At 66.0% G+C, this 17,486-nt stretch carries 17 protein-coding genes; 14 read left to right on the top strand and 3 right to left on the bottom strand.

Going from position 1 to position 17,486, the window contains the following annotated elements:
* Positions 1-53: 53 nt before the first annotated feature.
* The 8 genes from ABIA30_RS14410 (at position 54) to ABIA30_RS14375 (ending at position 8,567) form a co-directional block, all read left to right on the top strand.
* Positions 54-875 carry an SAM-dependent methyltransferase gene (locus ABIA30_RS14410; protein WP_370066431.1) on the top strand — a complete coding sequence of 274 codons (822 nt, stop codon included), beginning with the start codon at positions 54-56 and terminating at the stop codon, positions 873-875.
* A gap of 241 nt (positions 876-1,116) precedes the next feature.
* Positions 1,117-2,259, top strand: coding sequence for an alpha/beta hydrolase (locus tag ABIA30_RS14405; protein WP_370066429.1), 1,143 nt, complete (start codon positions 1,117-1,119; stop codon positions 2,257-2,259).
* A complete protein-coding gene (locus ABIA30_RS14400) occupies positions 2,235-3,209 on the top strand; it encodes a 2-hydroxyacid dehydrogenase (RefSeq protein WP_370066427.1) in 975 nt (324 codons plus the stop codon). The genes ABIA30_RS14405 and ABIA30_RS14400 overlap by 25 nt, the downstream gene beginning before the upstream one ends.
* A 76-nt stretch (positions 3,210-3,285) precedes the next feature.
* Positions 3,286-5,457 (top strand): acyl-CoA dehydrogenase, encoded by a 2,172-nt coding sequence (locus ABIA30_RS14395; RefSeq protein WP_370066425.1) that lies wholly within the window; start codon positions 3,286-3,288, stop codon positions 5,455-5,457.
* Between the two features lie 60 nt (positions 5,458-5,517).
* Entirely contained in the window at positions 5,518-5,790 is a 273-nt protein-coding gene (locus ABIA30_RS14390; protein ID WP_370066423.1) for a hypothetical protein, read from the top strand.
* A 65-nt stretch (positions 5,791-5,855) separates the two neighbouring features.
* Complete coding sequence (locus ABIA30_RS14385; protein WP_370066421.1) at positions 5,856-6,785, top strand: carbohydrate kinase; 930 nt, start codon at positions 5,856-5,858, stop codon at positions 6,783-6,785.
* 70 nt (positions 6,786-6,855) lie between these two features.
* Positions 6,856-7,602 carry an SDR family oxidoreductase gene (locus ABIA30_RS14380; RefSeq protein ID WP_370066419.1) on the top strand — a complete coding sequence of 249 codons (747 nt, stop codon included), beginning with the start codon at positions 6,856-6,858 and terminating at the stop codon, positions 7,600-7,602.
* Positions 7,599-8,567 carry an RNA polymerase subunit sigma-70 gene (locus tag ABIA30_RS14375; protein ID WP_370066417.1) on the top strand — a complete coding sequence of 323 codons (969 nt, stop codon included), beginning with the start codon at positions 7,599-7,601 and terminating at the stop codon, positions 8,565-8,567. The genes ABIA30_RS14380 and ABIA30_RS14375 overlap by 4 nt, the downstream gene beginning before the upstream one ends.
* Before the next feature lie 7 nt (positions 8,568-8,574).
* Here ABIA30_RS14375 and fadD2 read toward each other — a convergent pair whose 3' ends face one another.
* Positions 8,575-10,284 carry a long-chain-fatty-acid--CoA ligase FadD2 gene (gene fadD2, locus ABIA30_RS14370; protein ID WP_370066415.1) on the bottom strand — a complete coding sequence of 570 codons (1,710 nt, stop codon included), beginning with the start codon at positions 10,282-10,284 and terminating at the stop codon, positions 8,575-8,577.
* A 65-nt stretch (positions 10,285-10,349) separates the two neighbouring features.
* Here fadD2 and ABIA30_RS14365 point away from each other — a divergent pair, with 65 nt between their 5' ends.
* Both ABIA30_RS14365 and ABIA30_RS14360 read left to right on the top strand, forming a co-directional pair.
* Positions 10,350-11,576, top strand: a complete 1,227-nt coding sequence (locus ABIA30_RS14365) for a DNA polymerase domain-containing protein (protein WP_370066413.1) — start codon at positions 10,350-10,352, stop codon at positions 11,574-11,576.
* A gap of 148 nt (positions 11,577-11,724) precedes the next feature.
* Entirely contained in the window at positions 11,725-12,183 is a 459-nt protein-coding gene (locus tag ABIA30_RS14360) for an STAS domain-containing protein (RefSeq protein WP_370066411.1), read from the top strand.
* Positions 12,184-12,345: 162 nt separating this feature from the next.
* Here ABIA30_RS14360 and ABIA30_RS14355 read toward each other — a convergent pair whose 3' ends face one another.
* Positions 12,346-12,798, bottom strand: coding sequence for a PPOX class F420-dependent oxidoreductase (locus ABIA30_RS14355; RefSeq protein WP_370066410.1), 453 nt, complete (start codon positions 12,796-12,798; stop codon positions 12,346-12,348).
* A gap of 58 nt (positions 12,799-12,856) precedes the next feature.
* On the opposite strand from ABIA30_RS14355, the gene ABIA30_RS14350 reads away from it, so the two are divergent.
* From ABIA30_RS14350 to ABIA30_RS14335, 4 genes are all read left to right on the top strand, one after another.
* Entirely contained in the window at positions 12,857-13,240 is a 384-nt protein-coding gene (locus ABIA30_RS14350; RefSeq protein ID WP_370067098.1) for a MerR family transcriptional regulator, read from the top strand.
* Between the two features lie 79 nt (positions 13,241-13,319).
* Positions 13,320-13,817: a MarR family winged helix-turn-helix transcriptional regulator gene (locus ABIA30_RS14345; protein WP_370066408.1), complete on the top strand. Its 498-nt coding sequence runs from the start codon at positions 13,320-13,322 to the stop codon at positions 13,815-13,817.
* A gap of 108 nt (positions 13,818-13,925) precedes the next feature.
* Positions 13,926-14,399 carry a DUF5313 family protein gene (locus ABIA30_RS14340; RefSeq protein WP_370066406.1) on the top strand — a complete coding sequence of 158 codons (474 nt, stop codon included), beginning with the start codon at positions 13,926-13,928 and terminating at the stop codon, positions 14,397-14,399.
* 85 nt (positions 14,400-14,484) lie between these two features.
* Positions 14,485-16,818, top strand: a complete 2,334-nt coding sequence (locus ABIA30_RS14335; RefSeq protein ID WP_370066404.1) for an amino acid permease — start codon at positions 14,485-14,487, stop codon at positions 16,816-16,818.
* 27 nt (positions 16,819-16,845) lie between these two features.
* On the opposite strand, the gene ABIA30_RS14330 is transcribed toward ABIA30_RS14335, so the two are convergent.
* Complete coding sequence (locus ABIA30_RS14330) at positions 16,846-17,484, bottom strand: hypothetical protein (protein WP_370066402.1); 639 nt, start codon at positions 17,482-17,484, stop codon at positions 16,846-16,848.
* Between the last annotated feature and the right edge of the window lie 2 nt (positions 17,485-17,486).

Raw genomic sequence — 17,486 nt, 5'->3', positions numbered from 1 at the left:
CAACGGCAAAAATATCCAAGCACCACCGACACCCGTGCCACCATGATGGCAGCATGGGCAAACCTGGGCAGCCGGTGGCGAACACCGGACTTCTGGTCGCGGCAATCCGAGCCAGGGAATCCGGCCGACCCGACCGGCTCTTCGACGATCCGTACGCAACTCGACTGGCGAGCCAGGCCGGCCACCAGTTGCTCAGCGACGCGATCGCTACGGCCGGAGAGCAGAGCACTCTGCAGATCGTCGTGCGTACCAGGTTCTGGGACGAGGCCCTGCTGCGAGCGGTGCCCTCGATCCAGCAGGTGGTCATTCTCGCCGCCGGCATGGACGCTCGCGCGTACCGGCTGCCGTGGCCGACCGGGACCACTGTCTACGAATTGGACCAGGCCCCGGTGCTCGCCGCCAAGGCCGAGGCCCTGCGCGACGAGCATCCCACCTGTGAACGGGTGACCATAGGAGTGGACCTCACCGACGATTGGCGTTCGACTCTGCAAGCCAACGGTTTTGCTGCCGAGACACCATCGATCTGGCTGATCGAGGGGCTGCTGCAATACCTGGACGAGGATGCGGTCGGCACCCTCTTCCAGAGGATCGACTCGCTGTCCGCGCCCAACTCCATATTGCTGTACGACATCGTCGGGAAGACCTTGCTGCAGGCACGGTTGTTGGCCGCAGTGCGCCGGTCCATGGCGCAAATCGGTGCGCCTTGGTTGTTCGGCACCGACCGACCCGAAGAGCTGGCCGAACAACACGGTTGGTCGGCCACGGTCACCGACGTGGCTGTTCCCGGCAACGCGTGGAACAGATGGTTCACCCCAGCGGTCCCGATGAACGTGCCGGATGTGCCGCGCGGCTACTTCGTGGAGGCCATCAAGTAGCCGAACGCAAGCACCCCGCGGGGCGTGGCCGCTGGCGCCGACGTCATTGCGGCTGTTCCAGAACCGCCGGTCCGGTCTGGCCAACGGCCGAATCGGAACCTAACATCAGGTTTTGGCGTGATCAAAGACGGCTGGCCAGACGTCCACGAACCTGAGGGGCACTGATGACCGTCGGACGCAAAAGCGTTTCCGCTGTGCCGGTTTCGACTGTCTGCCACCTGGGTGCGGGGACCGCGCCGAAATGAGCAGGCAGCACGCCAATTCCGGCACCGCGGGCGTGGTCCGGGAGTTCATCGGGGTCGATTCTCCAACCGCGCGGCGAGCCGGCTCCGGTGGCCATCCCTGCCAGGGCATCTACTACCGCGGCGTGGGCCGCAAGCCCAAGATCGCGATCATCGCCGCGCACTATCAGGTCGACTTCTCCGAGCACTACATGGCCGATTACCTGGCCACCCGCGGCATCGGTTTTCTCGGCTGGAACACCCGGTTCCGTGGCCACGAGACGAGCTTCCTGCTGGACCACGCCCTGGTCGACATCGGCGTCGGCGTGCGCTGGCTGCGCGATGTCGCACACGTGGAAACCGTTGTATTACTGGGCAATTCCGGCGGTGGTTCGTTGATGGCCGCGTATCAGGCACAGGCACTCGATCCGCACGTCACCCCGCTGCAGGGGATGCGTCCGGCTGCCGGGCTGGGCGACCTGCCACCGGCCGACGGCTACGTGTCCAGCGCCGCCCATCCCGGACGCCCCGATGTCCTGACCGCGTGGATGGACGCGTCGGTCAGCCACGAAGCCGACGCCGTTGCCACCGATCCGGAGCTCGATCCGTTCAACCCGGCCAATGGACCGCCATTCAGTGCGGATTTCGTCGCCCGCTACCGCACGGCCCAGGTGGCCCGCAACCACGCGATCACCGACTGGGTGGAAAGCGAACTCAAATACGTTCGCGCGGCGGGATATTCGGACCGTCCTTTCACTGTGCTGCGCACCTGGGCGGATCTGCGAATGATCGACCCCACCCTGGAGCCCACCAAGCGGCCACCCAATCTGTGCTACATAGGTGTGCCTGCCAGGGCCAATCGCTCGGCGCACGGCATCGCCGCCGCATGCACGCTGCGCAACTGGCTGTCCATGTGGAGCCTGCGCCATGCCCAGACGCGCGCCGAACCACAGCTGGCGTACATCGACAGTCCGGCCCTGATCATCAACGCCGAACAGGACACGGGGGTGTACCCGTCTGACGCGCAACGGATCTACGACGCCTTGGCCACCAGCGACAAGACCTTGTGCGCCATGGACTCCGACCACTACTTCACCACGCCCGGCGCCCGCGGCGAGCAGGCCGACATCATCACCAAATGGGTCAACAAACGATGGCGCTGAGGGTGCTGGCGCATTTCGAGGCGGGGCCCACAGTGGTCGAATTCCTCTCCGCGCACACTGATTTGGTCGATGCCCGGTTCTGCGCAGAGGACGACGACGACACGTTCTACCGCGAACTACCCGACGCCGACGTGCTCTGGCACGTGCTCCGTCCGATCAGCGCGTCCGATCTGGAACGCGGCACCCGGCTTCGGTTGGTCCACAAGCTCGGCGCCGGGGTCAACACCATCGACGTACCGGCCGCCACCGGGCTGGGTATCGCGGTGGCGAACATGCCCGGCGCCAACGCGCCATCGGTGGCCGAGGGCACGGTGATGCTGATGTTGGCAGCGCTGCGTCGACTGCCGGCACTGGACCGCGCCACTCGAGCCGGCACCGGCTGGCCGACCGATCCCACCCTGGGCGAGACGGTGCGCGACATCGGCGGCTGCACCGTCGGATTGATCGGATACGGCAACATCGCCCAGTTGGTGGAGCAGATGGTCCTGGCCATGGGGGCGCGGGTGCTACACACCAGCACCCGCGACGACGGCAGCGCGCACTGGCGTCGGCTGCCCGAACTGCTGGCCGACAGCGACATCGTGTCGCTGCACCTTCCCCTCACCGCCGCCACGCACCATCTGCTCGACGCTGACACGCTGGCACAGCTGAAAACCGGTGCCGTCCTGGTGAACACGTCACGCGGAGCCGTCGTAGACGAGGCGGCGCTGGTCGCCGCGTTGCGTAACGGGCAGCTGTCCGCAGCCGGCCTCGACGTGTTCGCCACCGAGCCGGTCGCGCCGGACAATCCGCTGCTGACACTGGACAACGTCGTGGTCAGCCCGCACGTCACCTGGTACACCGTCGACACCATGAGGCGCTATCTGACGGTCGCCGTGGACAACTGCCAACGCCTTGCGGACGGGCGCGCGTTGGGTAACGTAGTCAACGAAGTAAACCTCGCGGAATGACCCCGATGACGCTTCGGTACGCTCCGAATCGACGTCATCACCACGCGTGATTTCGGCGCAAAATCAGGAGGCAACGGTGCCCATCGCGATCACGTCCGAGCACAACGATCTGGCCGACTCGGTCCGGTCCCTGGTGGCGCGGGTGGCGCCGTCGGAGGTTCTGCACGAAGCTCTTGAGACCCCGATCCCGAATCCACCGCCGTACTGGTCGACGGCCGCCGACCAGGGACTGCAGGGGCTGCATCTTTCGGAAACGGTTGGTGGCCAAGGCTTCGGCATTCTGGAGCTGGCGATAGCCCTGGCCGAGTTCGGCTACGGCGCAGTACCGGGCCCGTTCACTCCATCAGCCATCGCCAGCGCGCTGATCGCGAACCACGATGCGTCTTCGCCACTGCTGCCGGACCTGGCATCGGGTGCGACCATCGCTGCATACGCGCTGGAGTCCGGGTTGAGCACCAACGGTCAGGGCGACGACATCGTCATCACGGGTGAGGCACGCGCGGTCGCCGCCGCGGCCCAGGCGTCCCTGCTGGTACTGCCGCTCGACGGCGGCGCCCGCTGGGTGGCACTCGACGCCGATCAACTGGACATCGAACCGGTGCCCAGCGTGGACCCGCTACGCCCCCTCGCCCATGTCCGCGCCAATGCCGTTGCGCTGCCCCCAGACCGGATACTGACCGGCCTGAGCAATACCCGCGCCCGGGCCTTGATCACCACACTGCTGTCGGCCGAGTGCGTGGGCGTAGCGCGCTGGGCTACCGACACGGCCGCCGACTATGCCAAGATCCGCGAACAGTTCGGCCGGCCGATCGGCCAGTTCCAAGCCGTGAAGCACAAGTGCGCCAACATGATCGCCGAGACCGAGCGGGCCACCGGCGCAGTATGGGACGCAGCGCGGGCACTCGATGATGGCGATGCGTCCTACGAGTTCGCCGCGGCCGTCGCCGCCACCCTCGCACCAGCCGCCGCCCAGCACTGCACGCAGGACTGCATCCAGGTGCACGGCGGCATCGGCTTCACCTGGGAACACGACACCAACATCTACTACCGACGGGCCATCGCGCTGGTCGCGGGCTTTGGCCGCGCCGCCGATTACCCGTTACAGGTACTCGACGTGGCCACCACCGCGGGCATGCGGTCGATCGACATCGATCTGGACCCCGATACCGAGAAACTCCGCGCTGAGATCCGGGAGGAAGTCGCTGCGCTGAAAGCGATTCCGAGTGGAGCCGAACGCAACACGGCGATCGCCGAGGCCGGCTGGGTGCAGCCACATCTGCCGACTCCCTGGGGCCGGGCCGCGGCGCCGATCGAGCAGATCATCATTGCCCAAGAGTTCAGCACCGGAAAGGTCCGCCGCCCGCAGATGGGCATCGCGGCCTGGATCATTCCCTCCATCGTGGCGTTCGGCAGCGACAAGCAGCAGCAGGATTTCCTGCCGCCGACGTTCCGCGGCGAGATGATCTGGTGCCAGCTGTTCTCCGAGCCGGGTGCCGGCAGCGACCTGGCCAGCCTGACCACCAAGGCCGTCAAGGTCGACGGTGGCTGGCGCATCACCGGTCAGAAGATCTGGACCACCGGCGCCCAGTACTCCGCTTGGGGAGCACTACTGGCCCGGACCGATGCGAATGTCCCGAAACACCAAGGCATCACCTATTTCCTGCTCGACATGAAGAGCCCGGGCGTCGAGGTCAAGCCACTGCGCGAGCTCACCGGCAATGCCATGTTCAACACCGTCTTCATCGACGACGTGTTCGTGCCCGACGACATGGTGCTCGGCGAGGTGAACCGCGGCTGGGAGGTCAGCCGCAACACCTTGACCAACGAGCGGGTGTCGATCGGCAGCAGCGAGCCTCCGTTCCTGGCCAGCCTGGACCAGTTCGTATCGTTCCTGGCCGAAGGCAGCTTCGACGAACTCCAACGGCACGAGGCCGGCCGGCTGATCGCCGAGGGCCACGCCGCCAAGCTGCTCAACCTGCGCTCGACATTGCTGACCTTGGCCGGCGGCGACCCGATGCCCGCTGCGGCGATCTCCAAACTACTGTCGATGAAGACCGGCCAGGGTTACGCCGAGTTCGGCGTGGCCTCATTCGGTTCGGAAGCGGCGATCACTGCGCCACAAGAACTTTCGGGCAAGTGGGCCGAGTACCTGCTGGCCGGCCGAGCCACCACGATCTATGGCGGTACCTCTGAGGTACAGCTCAACATCATCGCCGAACGCCTGCTGGGCCTGCCCCGCGATCCGTAGCGCCCCTCGCTGGGATGATTCCGTCGCCGGCCGGTGTTACGGTCGGAAGTGGCGGTGGCAATGAGCGGACTACGCGGACGGCATCCACTGCGCCAACTCTTGACGGGCGCAGTGGCGATGGGCTTGGTATTGGCACCGACGCCCGCAAGTATTCAGACGGCGCACGCGGACGGCGGCTGCACCAACGGGGTCGCGCCATGGAACCCGTACGTCGGCAACTGTGCCCTCGGTCCGCGCCCACCCAAGATTCGAGGGTCGGCACCGGATGCCTCGGCGATCATCGCGTGCCGCCACAAGCCCGGCTGTCTGGCAACCTACGTCAACGGCCCGTAGCCGGCTGAGCCCAACGGCGCGCACAACCCGGAGCATCAGGCGCCGATCCGCCCTACGGTGAAGCCATGACACCTCGAGCGCTCAACCTCGGTGAAGCGCTGATCGATGTCATCATCCGGGACGAGCACACCTCTGAGCATGTCGGTGGCAGCCTGTTGAACGTCGCCGTGGGCATGGCTGCCTTGGGCTGCGAGAGCAGCATCTATTCGCACTGGGGCAAGGACTCTCACGGCGACCGGCTACGGCAGTGGGCCGTTTCCGCGGGAGTCGAGATCGTCGACGGCACTGACTCCGCCGAGCGCACTTCAGTGGCGTACGCCCGAATCGATCATGCGGGTCGCGCCGCCTATGACTTCGAGCTGACCTGGGCGGTGCCGCACCTTCCGGACCTGGCCCGGTTCGGCCATCTGCACACCGGCAGCATCGCTGCCACCCTCGAACCAGGCGGTGCCGCCGTAGTCGACGCCGCCGCCCGGATGCGGACGCAAGGCACGGTGTCCTACGACCCGAATATCCGTCCGGCCCTGATGCACTCGCCGGCAGCGGTGGCCGAGCGAGTCGAGGAATTGGTATCGCTCGCGGACGTGGTGAAGGCCAGCGACCAGGATCTGGAGTGGCTGTACCCCGGTGAGCCCATCGAGGACGTCACGCAGCGCTGGATCACGGCGGGGCCGGCGCTGGTGGTGATCACGCGCGGCCCGGCCGGCGCGTACGCACTGCTCTCCGGTAACGGCGATCCACTGTATGTGGATGCCCTGCCGGTCACGGTCGCAGACACCGTCGGCGCCGGCGACTCGTTCATGGCCGGGCTGCTGTCGGGCCTGCTCGACGCCGGGCTGCTGGGTCCTTCCCAAGCTCGCCAACGACTTTCATCGGCGGACTGGCCCGATGTGCGGTCTGCGCTGCATCGTGCGGCGGCGACCAGCGCGCTGACCGTCAGCCGGTCCGGCGCCTACGCGCCCACCATGGCCGAAGTGACCGCCCCGCTGCCGTGACCCCGCGACGGATTTCCGAGCCGTTGGCGGTCTAGATCAGGACAGCACCGCCACCAGCAAGGAGCACCCGATGATCGCCACACCTGATACCGACAAGACCGCTCTCGTCAGCGGAGCCGGCCGCGGCTTCGGCCGGGCCATCGCCACCGCACTGGTCGGTGCGGGCTGGCGGGTCGTCGGCGTAGCTCGAACCGGGGCAGACCTCGAATCAGTGCAGGCCGACGTAGGTGCGGGCTTCATTCCGGTGACCGGCGACGCGACCGAGGAGGCACTCGGCAGCCGATTGATCGCGCAGTACCGTCCGCAACTTCTGGTGCTCAACGCCGGTGCTACCCCGCACACCGCGCCGCTGGCCGATCAGACCTGGGAAACCTTCAGTGAAAACTGGAACACCGACACCCGCCATGTGTTCGGCTGGACCAAGGCGGCGCTGCGCGCACCGCTCGGATCAGGAAGCACGGTCATTGCGATGTCCAGTGGTGCAGCCCTTCGCGGATCGCCCTTGAGCGGCGGTTACGCCGGCGCCAACGCCATGATCAAGTTCATCTCGGCGTACGCGGCCGAGGAATCCGGACGGATCGGCCTGGACATCCGATTCCTCACGCTCTTCCCGATGCTCAGTCCCACCGGAGTCGGCGCGGCGGGCGTCGCCGCCTACGCCGCGCAGCAGGGCGTCGACCCGGAGACGTTCATCGCCCGCCTGCAGCCGGTGCTGACACCGGACATCGTCGCCAAGACGGTGGTCGATCTGGCGACTGATCCCGAGGCCGCCGCCGCTTACGTGCTCACCGGAGATGGAGCGGAGCCGCTCGGATGAGCGCACTCAGTAATGCCGAATTCGTGGACCTGACAGCGCAATACCGTCCAGAGCTGCTGGCCCACTGCTACCGGATACTCGGCTCGATCCACGATGCCGAGGACCAGGTGCAGGAGACCTATCTGCGGGCCTGGCGCGGGTTCGGTCGGTTTGAAGGCCGCTCGACGGTGCGCCGCTGGATGTACACCATCGCCACCCGGACCTGCCTGAGCGCGGTGGAAAACCGCGGACGCCGGCCGCTGCCGTCCGGACTGGGGCCACCAGCCGAGGATCACCGGGTGCCACTCGGCGACCGGACTCCTGAGCGCGACTGGCTACAGCCCATTCCGGATTCGCTTGTCAATCAACAGGATCCGGCAACCATCGTGACCGGCCAGGCCGGGTTGAGACTGGCGTTGATCGCCGCCCTACAGCATCTGCCCGCGCGTCAACGGGCCGTGCTCACGCTCCGGGACATCCTGGTCTTTCCGGCCGCCGAGGTCGCCGCGATGCTCGACACCACGGTGGACGCGGTCGATGCCCTGTTGCGCCGGGCCCGCCGCACCCTGGATGCCGCGGGCGTGATCCCGGACGCGGTCGACGAACCCGAGGACGAGCACACGCGGGAGCTCTTGCGACGGTATGTCGACGCCTTCACCCGCGCCGATCCGCAGGCCCTGGTCGACTTGGTGCGAGCTGACGTGGAGTTCGAAATGCCGCCGACACCAACGTGGTTCAGTGGATCCGCGGCGGTCGTCGGTTTCCTGGGCAACCGGGTGCTGCGGCGTGCCGGGCACTGGCACGCAACACCGACCCGGGCCAACGGGCAGCCCGCGCTGGTCTTCTACGCCCGCGCCGACGACGGTGCCCTGCACGGCTACGGGGTTCAGGTACTGACGCTGCGCGAGGGACGGATCTCCCGCATCACCGCGTTCAACGATCCTTCGCTGGTGCCGCTGTTCGGCCCGCTCACCGTCCAGCGGTGAGTCACCGCTACTCGGTGCCGAAGTCCATTTCGCGCAATTCGCGCTTGAGGATCTTGCCCGTGGGGTTGCGCGGCAACTCGTCCAGGAAGATCACCTCGCGGGGAACCTTGTAGCGCGCCAGGTGATCTCGCACGTAGGTCTTGATGTCGTCCTCGGAGACGGAGGCGCCCTCGGTCTTCACCACGAAGGCCCGCAGCCGCGCACCGAAGTCCTTGTCCTCGACGCCGAGCGCGGTGGCCTCGATGACCTCGGGGTGCCCGCTGATCAGATCCTCGACTTCGGCCGGGAACACGTTCTCGCCGCCGGAGACGATCATCTCGTCGTCGCGGCCGCTGACGAACAGCAGCCCGTTCTCATCGAAATAGCCGACATCTCCGGACGAGAGCATGCCGTCGATGATCTGCTTGCCACCGCCACCGGTGTAACCCTCGAACGGGAAGGTGGTGCCCACGAAGATCCGGCCGACGCTGCCCTGTGGCAGCTCCTTGCCGTTGTCGTCGAAGATCTTCACCCGCACACCCTTGACCACCGGGCCGACCGTCGCCGGATCGATCGAAAGATCCTGGGGCCGTGCGATCGTGGCGAACGAGATCTCGGTAGAGCCGTACAGGTTGTAGATCACCGGGCCCAGGTCCCGCAGCGCCCGGGTCGCCAGTTCGGCGCCGAGCTGTGAACCCGAGACGAACACGATGCGCAGGCTCGACAGATTCGGCTTCGGGGAGGTCTTGTCCAACTCGTCGAGGACGCGCGAGAGCATGACCGGCACCACGACCATCGCGGTGACCCGATATCGCTCGATATCGGACAGCACGGTGGCCGGCTTGAACCGGCGACGCAACACCAACGTGGTGCCCAGCATCATCGCGATGGTGGAGTGCAGGTATCCCAGCGCGTGGAACATCGGCGCCGGCAAGCTGGTCACCTCACCGGACTTGAACGGCACCGACGACAGCACGCCGCCGATCGGCGCCAGCGACGGCGGAGCACTTCGGTTGGCGCCCTTGGGAGTTCCCGTCGTACCGCTGGTGAGGATGATGATGGACGCGGACTTGGTGACCTTCGGGGGCGGCGCGCTACTGGTCCGGTTGATGACATCGGCCAGGGTCTCATCGGTACTGCCCGACGGTTCGGACTTGTCCGGGTTGTGCCCCAGCGCGCGTAACTTGCCTTGCGGCGGTTCGGCCATCGCGACGGCGTCGGTGTACTCGTCGTCGTAGATGACCAGCCTGGCGCCCTCGCGTTCGCCGACCTCTTTGATCTGCGGCCCGGAGAACTCGGTGTTGAGCAAGATGATTCGCGCCCCGACCCGCGCCGCGCCGTACACCGCGATCAGGAACCAGCGGTGGTTGCGGGCCAGGATGGCCACCCCGTCGCCGCCGCTGATCCCCATGCCGCGTAGTGCGTTTGCGGTGGCACTGACCGCGTCATCAAATTCCTGGAAGGTCATGTCGCCTTCATCGTCGATGACGGCAGTGCGGTGTGGGGTCCGGCGCGCGTTGAGCGCCGGGATCATGCCGATCTCACCCCACCGGACGATATCGGCAAGCATTGCCGCAATATTCTGCGGCGATTCGATCTTGAGAGCGCCGGCCTCGAACATCTTCCTGGCGTAATGCAGTTCGGCAGCGCCGCGGTCGATGTACTTTCCAACGGACTTCTCCAGCGACTCCTGGACGGTGGCCGCTACCTGCGATGGAAGGTCACTGAGCTTGGGCATGCCCCAACAATATGTGACGCCCGTCGCACCGCCACCAGAACGTCGCGTGCAATTACCATCACTTCATGGGTGACGCGCTGTCCCTGGACGTCGGTGGGCGTGAGGTCACGGTCAGCAACCCCGGCAAACTCATCTTCCCGGACGTCGGACTGACCAAGGCCGACCTCGTCAACTACTACCTGTCGGTGGCCGACGGAGCGTTGCGTGGCGTCGCCGACCGCCCGATGATCCTGAAGCGGTTCGTGAAAGGCATCGCGCAGGAGGCGATCTTTCAGAAGCGGGCACCTGAGAAGCGCCCCGACTGGATCGCCGTCGCCGAGCTGAAATACGCGTCGGGCACCTCGGCGAAGGAAGCCGTCATCGCCGAACCCGCCGGCTTGGTGTGGGCGGTGAACCTGGGCTGCATCGACCTGAACCCGCATCCGGTGCGCTCGGGTGACCTGGACCATCCTGACGAACTGCGCGTCGACCTCGATCCGATGCCGGGCGTCGAGTGGTCGCAGATCCTCGATGTCGCGCAGGTGGCACGCGAGGTGCTGGCCGATCACGGTCTGACCGCGTGGCCGAAAACCTCTGGCTCGCGCGGCTTTCATATCTATGCGCGCATCACCCCGAGTTGGGACTACAAGCAGGTCCGGCTTGCCGCGCAGACGGTGGCCCGCGAGGTGGAACGGCGAGCTCCGGAGCTGGCGACCAGTCGCTGGTGGAAAGAGGAACGCCAGGGCGTGTTCGTCGACTTCAACCAGAACGCCAAGGACCGCACGGTGGCCTCGGCCTATTCCGTGCGCTCCCGGCCCGATGCCCGGGTGTCGACGCCGCTGCACTGGGACGAGGTGCCGGGGTGTCGGCCCGAGGAATTCACCGTGTTGACCGTGCCCGATCGGTACGCCCGCATCGGTGATCCGTGGCAGGGCATGGACCACGCCGCGGGCGGACTGGAGGCGTTGCTGGAACTGGCAGCCGAACTCGGACCGGCGGAGAAGGCTCCGAAAGGCGCGACACGCGACGGGCGCCGGGCGTCACAGATGCCGTTGCTTGAGATTGCCCGTACCAAGACCCGCGACGAAGCGATGGCCGCGCTCGAGGTGTGGCGGGTTCGCCATCCGGATGCCGCCGCAGCGCTGGAACCCATTGACGTGTTGGTCGACGGAATGCGTGGACCGAGTTCCATCTGGTACCGGATCCGGATCAACCTGCAGCATGTGCCCGAAAACCTGCGTCCGTCACAGGAACCGTTGATCGCCGACTACTCGCCATGGGTGGATTATTCGGGCCATCAGTGGCGACATTGACCAAGTTTGCTCGTGCCCGCGATTTGACTTCTTAGCGATGATTTAGGACTTACTCCCCGGTACCTTAACTTGGCCGCATACCTTCAAGCTCAAGCCGAAGAAACGACACAGTGGTCACGCGTTCGGCAACACCGAAGGGAGGCACCTCATGGCAGTGATTACCAGCGAGTCAGCATCGAAAGCCGCTTTCCGCTATGGCAATCCGGTGGTCGCTTGCGGCGACGCCGAGGTGCGCGCCCAGTGCCGCCAACTGGCGACGGTACTCACCGTCTCCGGAGTCATCGACGAATTCAACGTGGACCTGGTTGCGGCGCAGGCACGACGCTGCATCCTCCCGGAGAAGCCGTTCATCCTGGATCTGAGCGGGATCGTCTCGTTCGCCTTGTCCAGCATCGAACTGCTCGACAAGGTCAACGACAGTTGCTTCGCAGCAGGTATCGAGTGGTCCTTGGTCGCAGCCCAGCCGGTTACCCATGTACTGCTGGCCTGCGGCGACGAGGCCGCCTTCCCGACCGCAACCTCCGTCGCCGAGGCGCTGCACCACTTCTCGGACAGCATGTACGAGCGCCGGCGGTTGCTGCCGTTCCTCACCAAGAAGTCCGCATAAGTAAGGAACTGAATATGTTGATCGATATCCGCTGGCTGAGTGCCCTGCTCCACCGTCGCAAGGCACATCTGGTCACGCCAGCCTTCTGACAACCATCCAAACCTTCCGCGCGACGCCGGCACCGAACTTGGTGCCGGCGTCGTGTTTTTTGCTGACGCGCGGCTAACCGAAGTCGACACGCACTATCGCGCTGTCCGGCCAGACATTCCGATCCCGCGCTCGCCGCAACTTCTCCCGCAACGGCAGACTCCGGTGCACGTTGTTGACCCCGGGAATCTTGATCAGCGGCACGATATTCCACTGCCATCCATACCGGCGGTGTAGCGCCCGGTTGGCGGCCACCGCGTCATCCCCGGCCAGGATCACCGCGCGCCCCGTGAATGCCTTTGCGCCGCTTCGGATTTGACCGCGGTAGTCACATGCGATCAGTTCGACCTCCGGCCGCGCCGCAAGCCGCTTGGTCTTGGGTCCACGTTTGGTCCGGAACACCACGGCACCTGCGTGGACGTCGAACCAGATCGGGGTATCGACCGGCGTACCGTCACGCCGGTAGGTGCGCAACTGGGCGTACCGGACGCTGCGTAGTTCATCGAGGTCGACGTGGTTGGTCTGCATGCGCCAAGTCAACGGCCTAGAGTTGGCTCCAAGTCAAGCCTGACGAAAAGGGACTGTCATCGCCACCCTGACGATTGGCGACGTGGCGCGCCGCGCTGACGTCGCCGCAACGACGCTGCGCTACTACGAGCAGATCGGCCTGATACCCGTACCCGCCCGCGTCGGTGGCCAGCGCAGGTACGACGACTCGGTCGTCGGCCGCCTGGAAGTGATCCGGGTGTGCAAGTCGGCGGGTTTCACTCTGGACGAGATACAGCTCTTGTTCGCGGACGACGTGCCCGGGCGTCCCGCCAGCCGCGCCCTGGCCGAAACCAAGCTGTCTGCCATCGACGCGCGGATCGCCGAACTGCGGCGCGCGCGAGAGATCGTCGAATGGGGCATGCAGTGCGGCTGCCCGTCAATCGACACCTGCACCTGCGGAATTCACCCGGCCAAGCCCTAACCGCACCAGCTGATTGAGATCTGCGACATATTTTTGACACTAATAGTTAGTGCACTAATTATTAGTGTACTGTCAAGCCATGACCACCGCGCAGCTCGACCCCGACCCCCTTGCCCTGGAACAGCAGGTCTGCTTCGCCTTGGCGGTCACCAATCGCGCAGTGCTCGCGGTCTACCGCCCACTGCTCGAGCCACTGGGCCTGACCCACCCGCAATACCTGGTGATGCTGGCCTTGTGGGACCACGCAAAGTCAGACTGCGCAGGCTGCCCGATGTCGGTCAAGGAGATCGCCACCGCACTGCAACTGGATTCCGCCACCCTGTCCCCCATGCTCAAGCGCCTGGAGGCCATGGGCTTTCTCACCCGCGCCCGCAGCGCCAGTGACGAACGGGCGATGGCGGTGACGCTCACCGATTCTGGAGTCGCCCTTCGCAGGCAGGCCCTGGACATCCCACCGGCCGTCGTGGCCCGACTCGGAGTGCAGATGCCCGAACTCGAACTACTCCGCGACGTACTGAACCGGGTCAACGCAGCGGCACTGGCCGCCGGCGTCCTGCCCACCAGCCCGACCGCATAACCCGTCGCTCCGCTCGCCCCAACCACATAACCCGTCGCTCCGCTCGCCCCAACCACATAACCCGTCGCTCCGCTCGCCCCAACCACATAACCGACCAAGGAGTCCGCCATGAACGCCAAACCCGCGCCCCGTCGCTCCGCTCGCCCCAACCCCACACCCCGTCGCTCCGCTCGCCCCAACCCCACACCCCGTCGCTCCGCTCGCCCCAACCCTGCGCAATGGCTCTGGTACATCTACGGCGGCACCCTGCCGCAGCGGTACCGCGAATGGGTGTTGCACGACCTGACCTGCCGGACCCGGTGGCTGCGCCAGGTGGTCCGCACCAGCGCGACCATGGTTCCGTTCGCCATCTTGGGCGTGGCCGTCTTCGGACCGACCTGGATCACCTGGACCGCCCTCCTCGGCGGCCTGGCCATTGCACTCATCTACGGCCTGTCCTATGTGGACCAGTCAGCCGAGCACCGGCTGACCAAGCACGGCTATCCATTCGGCACGCTGCAGCAAACGCTGGCCGACGCGCACGCCAACGCCGAGCGACGCGACAAGTACCTGGCGACCTACCGCAGCGCACCCAGCGCCTGAGCTCGGCACCACCGATCCTGTTCGTTGGCTTGTAGTGTGCTGTGGGTGTCGCGCCGGATACCTTCGCTCGGCCTAGACTCACGCGGTGACGACGCCGCCACCCCCGGTACCCGAATCTGTCGGCTACGCACTCAAACGCCTGTTTCTCGGCAAGCCGTTGGTCAACGAGCAACTGCACAACGAGAAGCTGTCGAACCCGGTTGCTCTCGGCGTGCTGTCTCCCGACGCCATCTCGTCCAGCGCGTATGGCACCGAGGAAATCCTGATCGGCCTGCTGCCCTACGCAGGTCTGGCGGCTTTCACCCTGCTGTTGCCGATCACCGGCGTCATCCTGCTGATCCTGATCCTGGTCGCCGCCTCGTACCGCCAGGTGGTGATGGCCTACACCCGGGCCGGCGGTTCCTACGTCGTGGCTCGGGAGAACTTCGGGCCCAGGATCGCCCAGATCGCCGCCGCGGCACTCCTGATCGACTACGTGGTCACCGTCGCGGTGCAGGCCGCGGCCGGGACGGTCGCCGTCGCCTCCGCGATACCGACGCTCGGTCCGTACAGCCTGGAGATCACCGTCGGCGTGGTGCTGCTGATCGCCTACGCCAACCTGCGTGGTCTGCGGGAAGCCGGCCGGCCATTCGCGATACCCACCTACTTCTTCATCATCATGCTGACGATCATGATCGTGGTCGGCATCATCCGCGAAATCTTCGGTGATCTACCGGTTTACGACGTCACAAAGATGTCCGGCCTGGTACCGATCGAACACGCCAACGGCCTGATCATGGGCGCCAGCGTGCTGGCCATTCTGCGCGCCTTCGCCAACGGTGGTTCCTCGCTGACAGGTGTCGAGGCCATCTCCAACACCGTCAGTGTGTTCCGTAAACCGCAAGGCCCCAACGCCCGACTCGTCCTCACCGTGATGGCCAGCATCCTGGGCTTCCTGGTGGCCGGGGTGTCCTACCTGGCATACGAAACCCACGCCGCGCCATACGATGCCGGCTATCCGTCGGTGCTCTCGGAGATCGCCCGCGCAGTATTCGGTGACGGGTGGACGGGTCATGTTCTGTACAACCTGGTGCAGATATCCACTGCGCTGATCCTGTACACGGGCGCGAACACCAGCTTCAACGGCTTCCCGACGCTGGCCAGTTTCGTTGCCGAGGACCGATTCCTGCCGCGCCAGCTGACCAAGCGCGGCCATCGCCTGGTGTTCTCCAACGGCATCATCGTGCTGACCGTGCTGTCGGTGGCGCTGCTGGTCTTCACCGGTGGTTCGGTCAACGCCCTGGTGCCGTTCTACGCCATCGGCGTGTTCACCGGGTTCGCGATGGCCGGTTACGGCATGTCCAAACACCAACTGACGCACCGGGAACCGGGCTGGCGTGGGCGTCTTGCAGTCAACCTCTCCGCGGCCATCTTGTCCACCATCGTGGTCGGCATCTTCGCGGTCGCCAAGTTCACCGAGGGCGCCTGGCTGGTGGTCATCGTGTTCCCGCTGCTGGTCGGCCTGTTGATGCGACTGAACCGCGAATACCGCGCCGAGGCAGCCATCTTGGAGCACTTCCGGAACAACAGACCGGATTCGGTGAAGTTCTCCCGGCACCGGGTGCTGGTGATGGTCAACGGGGTGGACCTGGCCGTCTTGGAAGCCCTGCGCTACGGCCGCGGGTTGCGGGCCGACACCATGACGGCGGTGCACTTCATGGTCGACCCGCAGCACGCCAAGCAGCTGCAGAAGAAGTGGGAGTACTACGAAATGGAGACCCCGCTGCGGGTCGTCGACTGCCCGGACCGCCGATTCGACCGTGCGGCACAGGAACTCGTCACCACCACGCTGGCGGAGTACCCCCATACCAACGTCACTGTGCTGCTACCCCGCCGCAGCTATGCCCCGCTGCTCGGACGGCTGCTGCATGACCGCACCGCCGACAAGATCTCGCGGGCCGTCAGCCGCATTCCCGACGCGGCGGCCACCATCGTCCCTTACGACGTGCAGTCCCGGATCCGGGAAGCGTTCCCCGACATGTTCGAGGAGCGCATCACCCGCAGTGTCGAGCGGATGCGCAGCCGGATCACCGCGGGCGACGAGCAGCTGATCGAGGAATACGAACATCCCGAACCGACGCAGGCATCGGTCCCGGTCGACGGCCTGATCGTCGGGCACCGGTCGATCGTGGAAGGCCGCGTCAACGAGGTGGACGAGGAAGTCAAGGGCGGCAAGGCCACTTTGGTGGCCGTCGTCGGTGACGAAAGTGGAACGCTGCGTGTGGTTTTCACCTCAGGCCAAGGACACGACATCAGCCCGGGCCAGTTGATCCGGATCACCGGCAAGGCCAAGCAGAGCGGAAACCGGCCGATCTACATGGCCGATCCGAGCTACCAAATCCTCACGACGCCGAACGGCGATACCGGCGAGCAGCGCTGACGGCCGCTGGGCGGCAAGCCGATTCGGCTAGTGGCCGGTGGACTTGCCACCCACCTCGGCCGGCAGCGGAGGCGGTAGCGGCGTCGTCGGAGCCGCCGTCGGAGCTCCGGTCACGGGGGTAACCGGTGCGCCGGCAGTCTGACCCGTTGTCGGTGTCGACGCCGTGGTTCCAGTCGACGCGATCGTGCTCGATCCGCGGTAGTAGACCACCGGCTCCGAGCGGATCAGGCCTGAGGCGTCAGTGATGTCGAGCGATTTCGGCGTCAGGGTGTAGGTGATGCCGTCACTCGTCGCGACGAACGCACCGCTGCTGTTTTGCGCGGCGGCCGCGACCAGCTTGGCGCCGTCCCGCAAACGCACGCCGCGGTACTGATACTGACCGGCCGGCGTCTTGCAGATCGCCGCCTTTGATTGATCGGTGCTGCCGTAGGCCACCGCGACGTCGGGAGCGCTGCATCGGGCTGACGAGTCGACAAACCCCTGACTGTCGGTCGCGGGATTGGACGCCGACGGGGTGGCCGGCGCCGTCGAGGTCGGGTTAGCTGGCGCCGTCGGGGTGGCCGGCGCCGTCGTCGGGCTCGCAGCTGCGACCGGCTGAACGACCACCGCCCACGCCAAGACAGCAACCGCCGCGACCCGGCGAGCATCTGACAGGGGAGCTGACATCA

Origin of the sequence: Mycobacterium sp. MAA66 (assembly GCF_041261665.1) — a bacterium.
Taxonomy (GTDB): domain Bacteria; phylum Actinomycetota; class Actinomycetes; order Mycobacteriales; family Mycobacteriaceae; genus Mycobacterium.
Note: the sequence above shows the minus strand (reverse complement) of the source record. Positions and strands in the feature narration are given on the sequence as shown.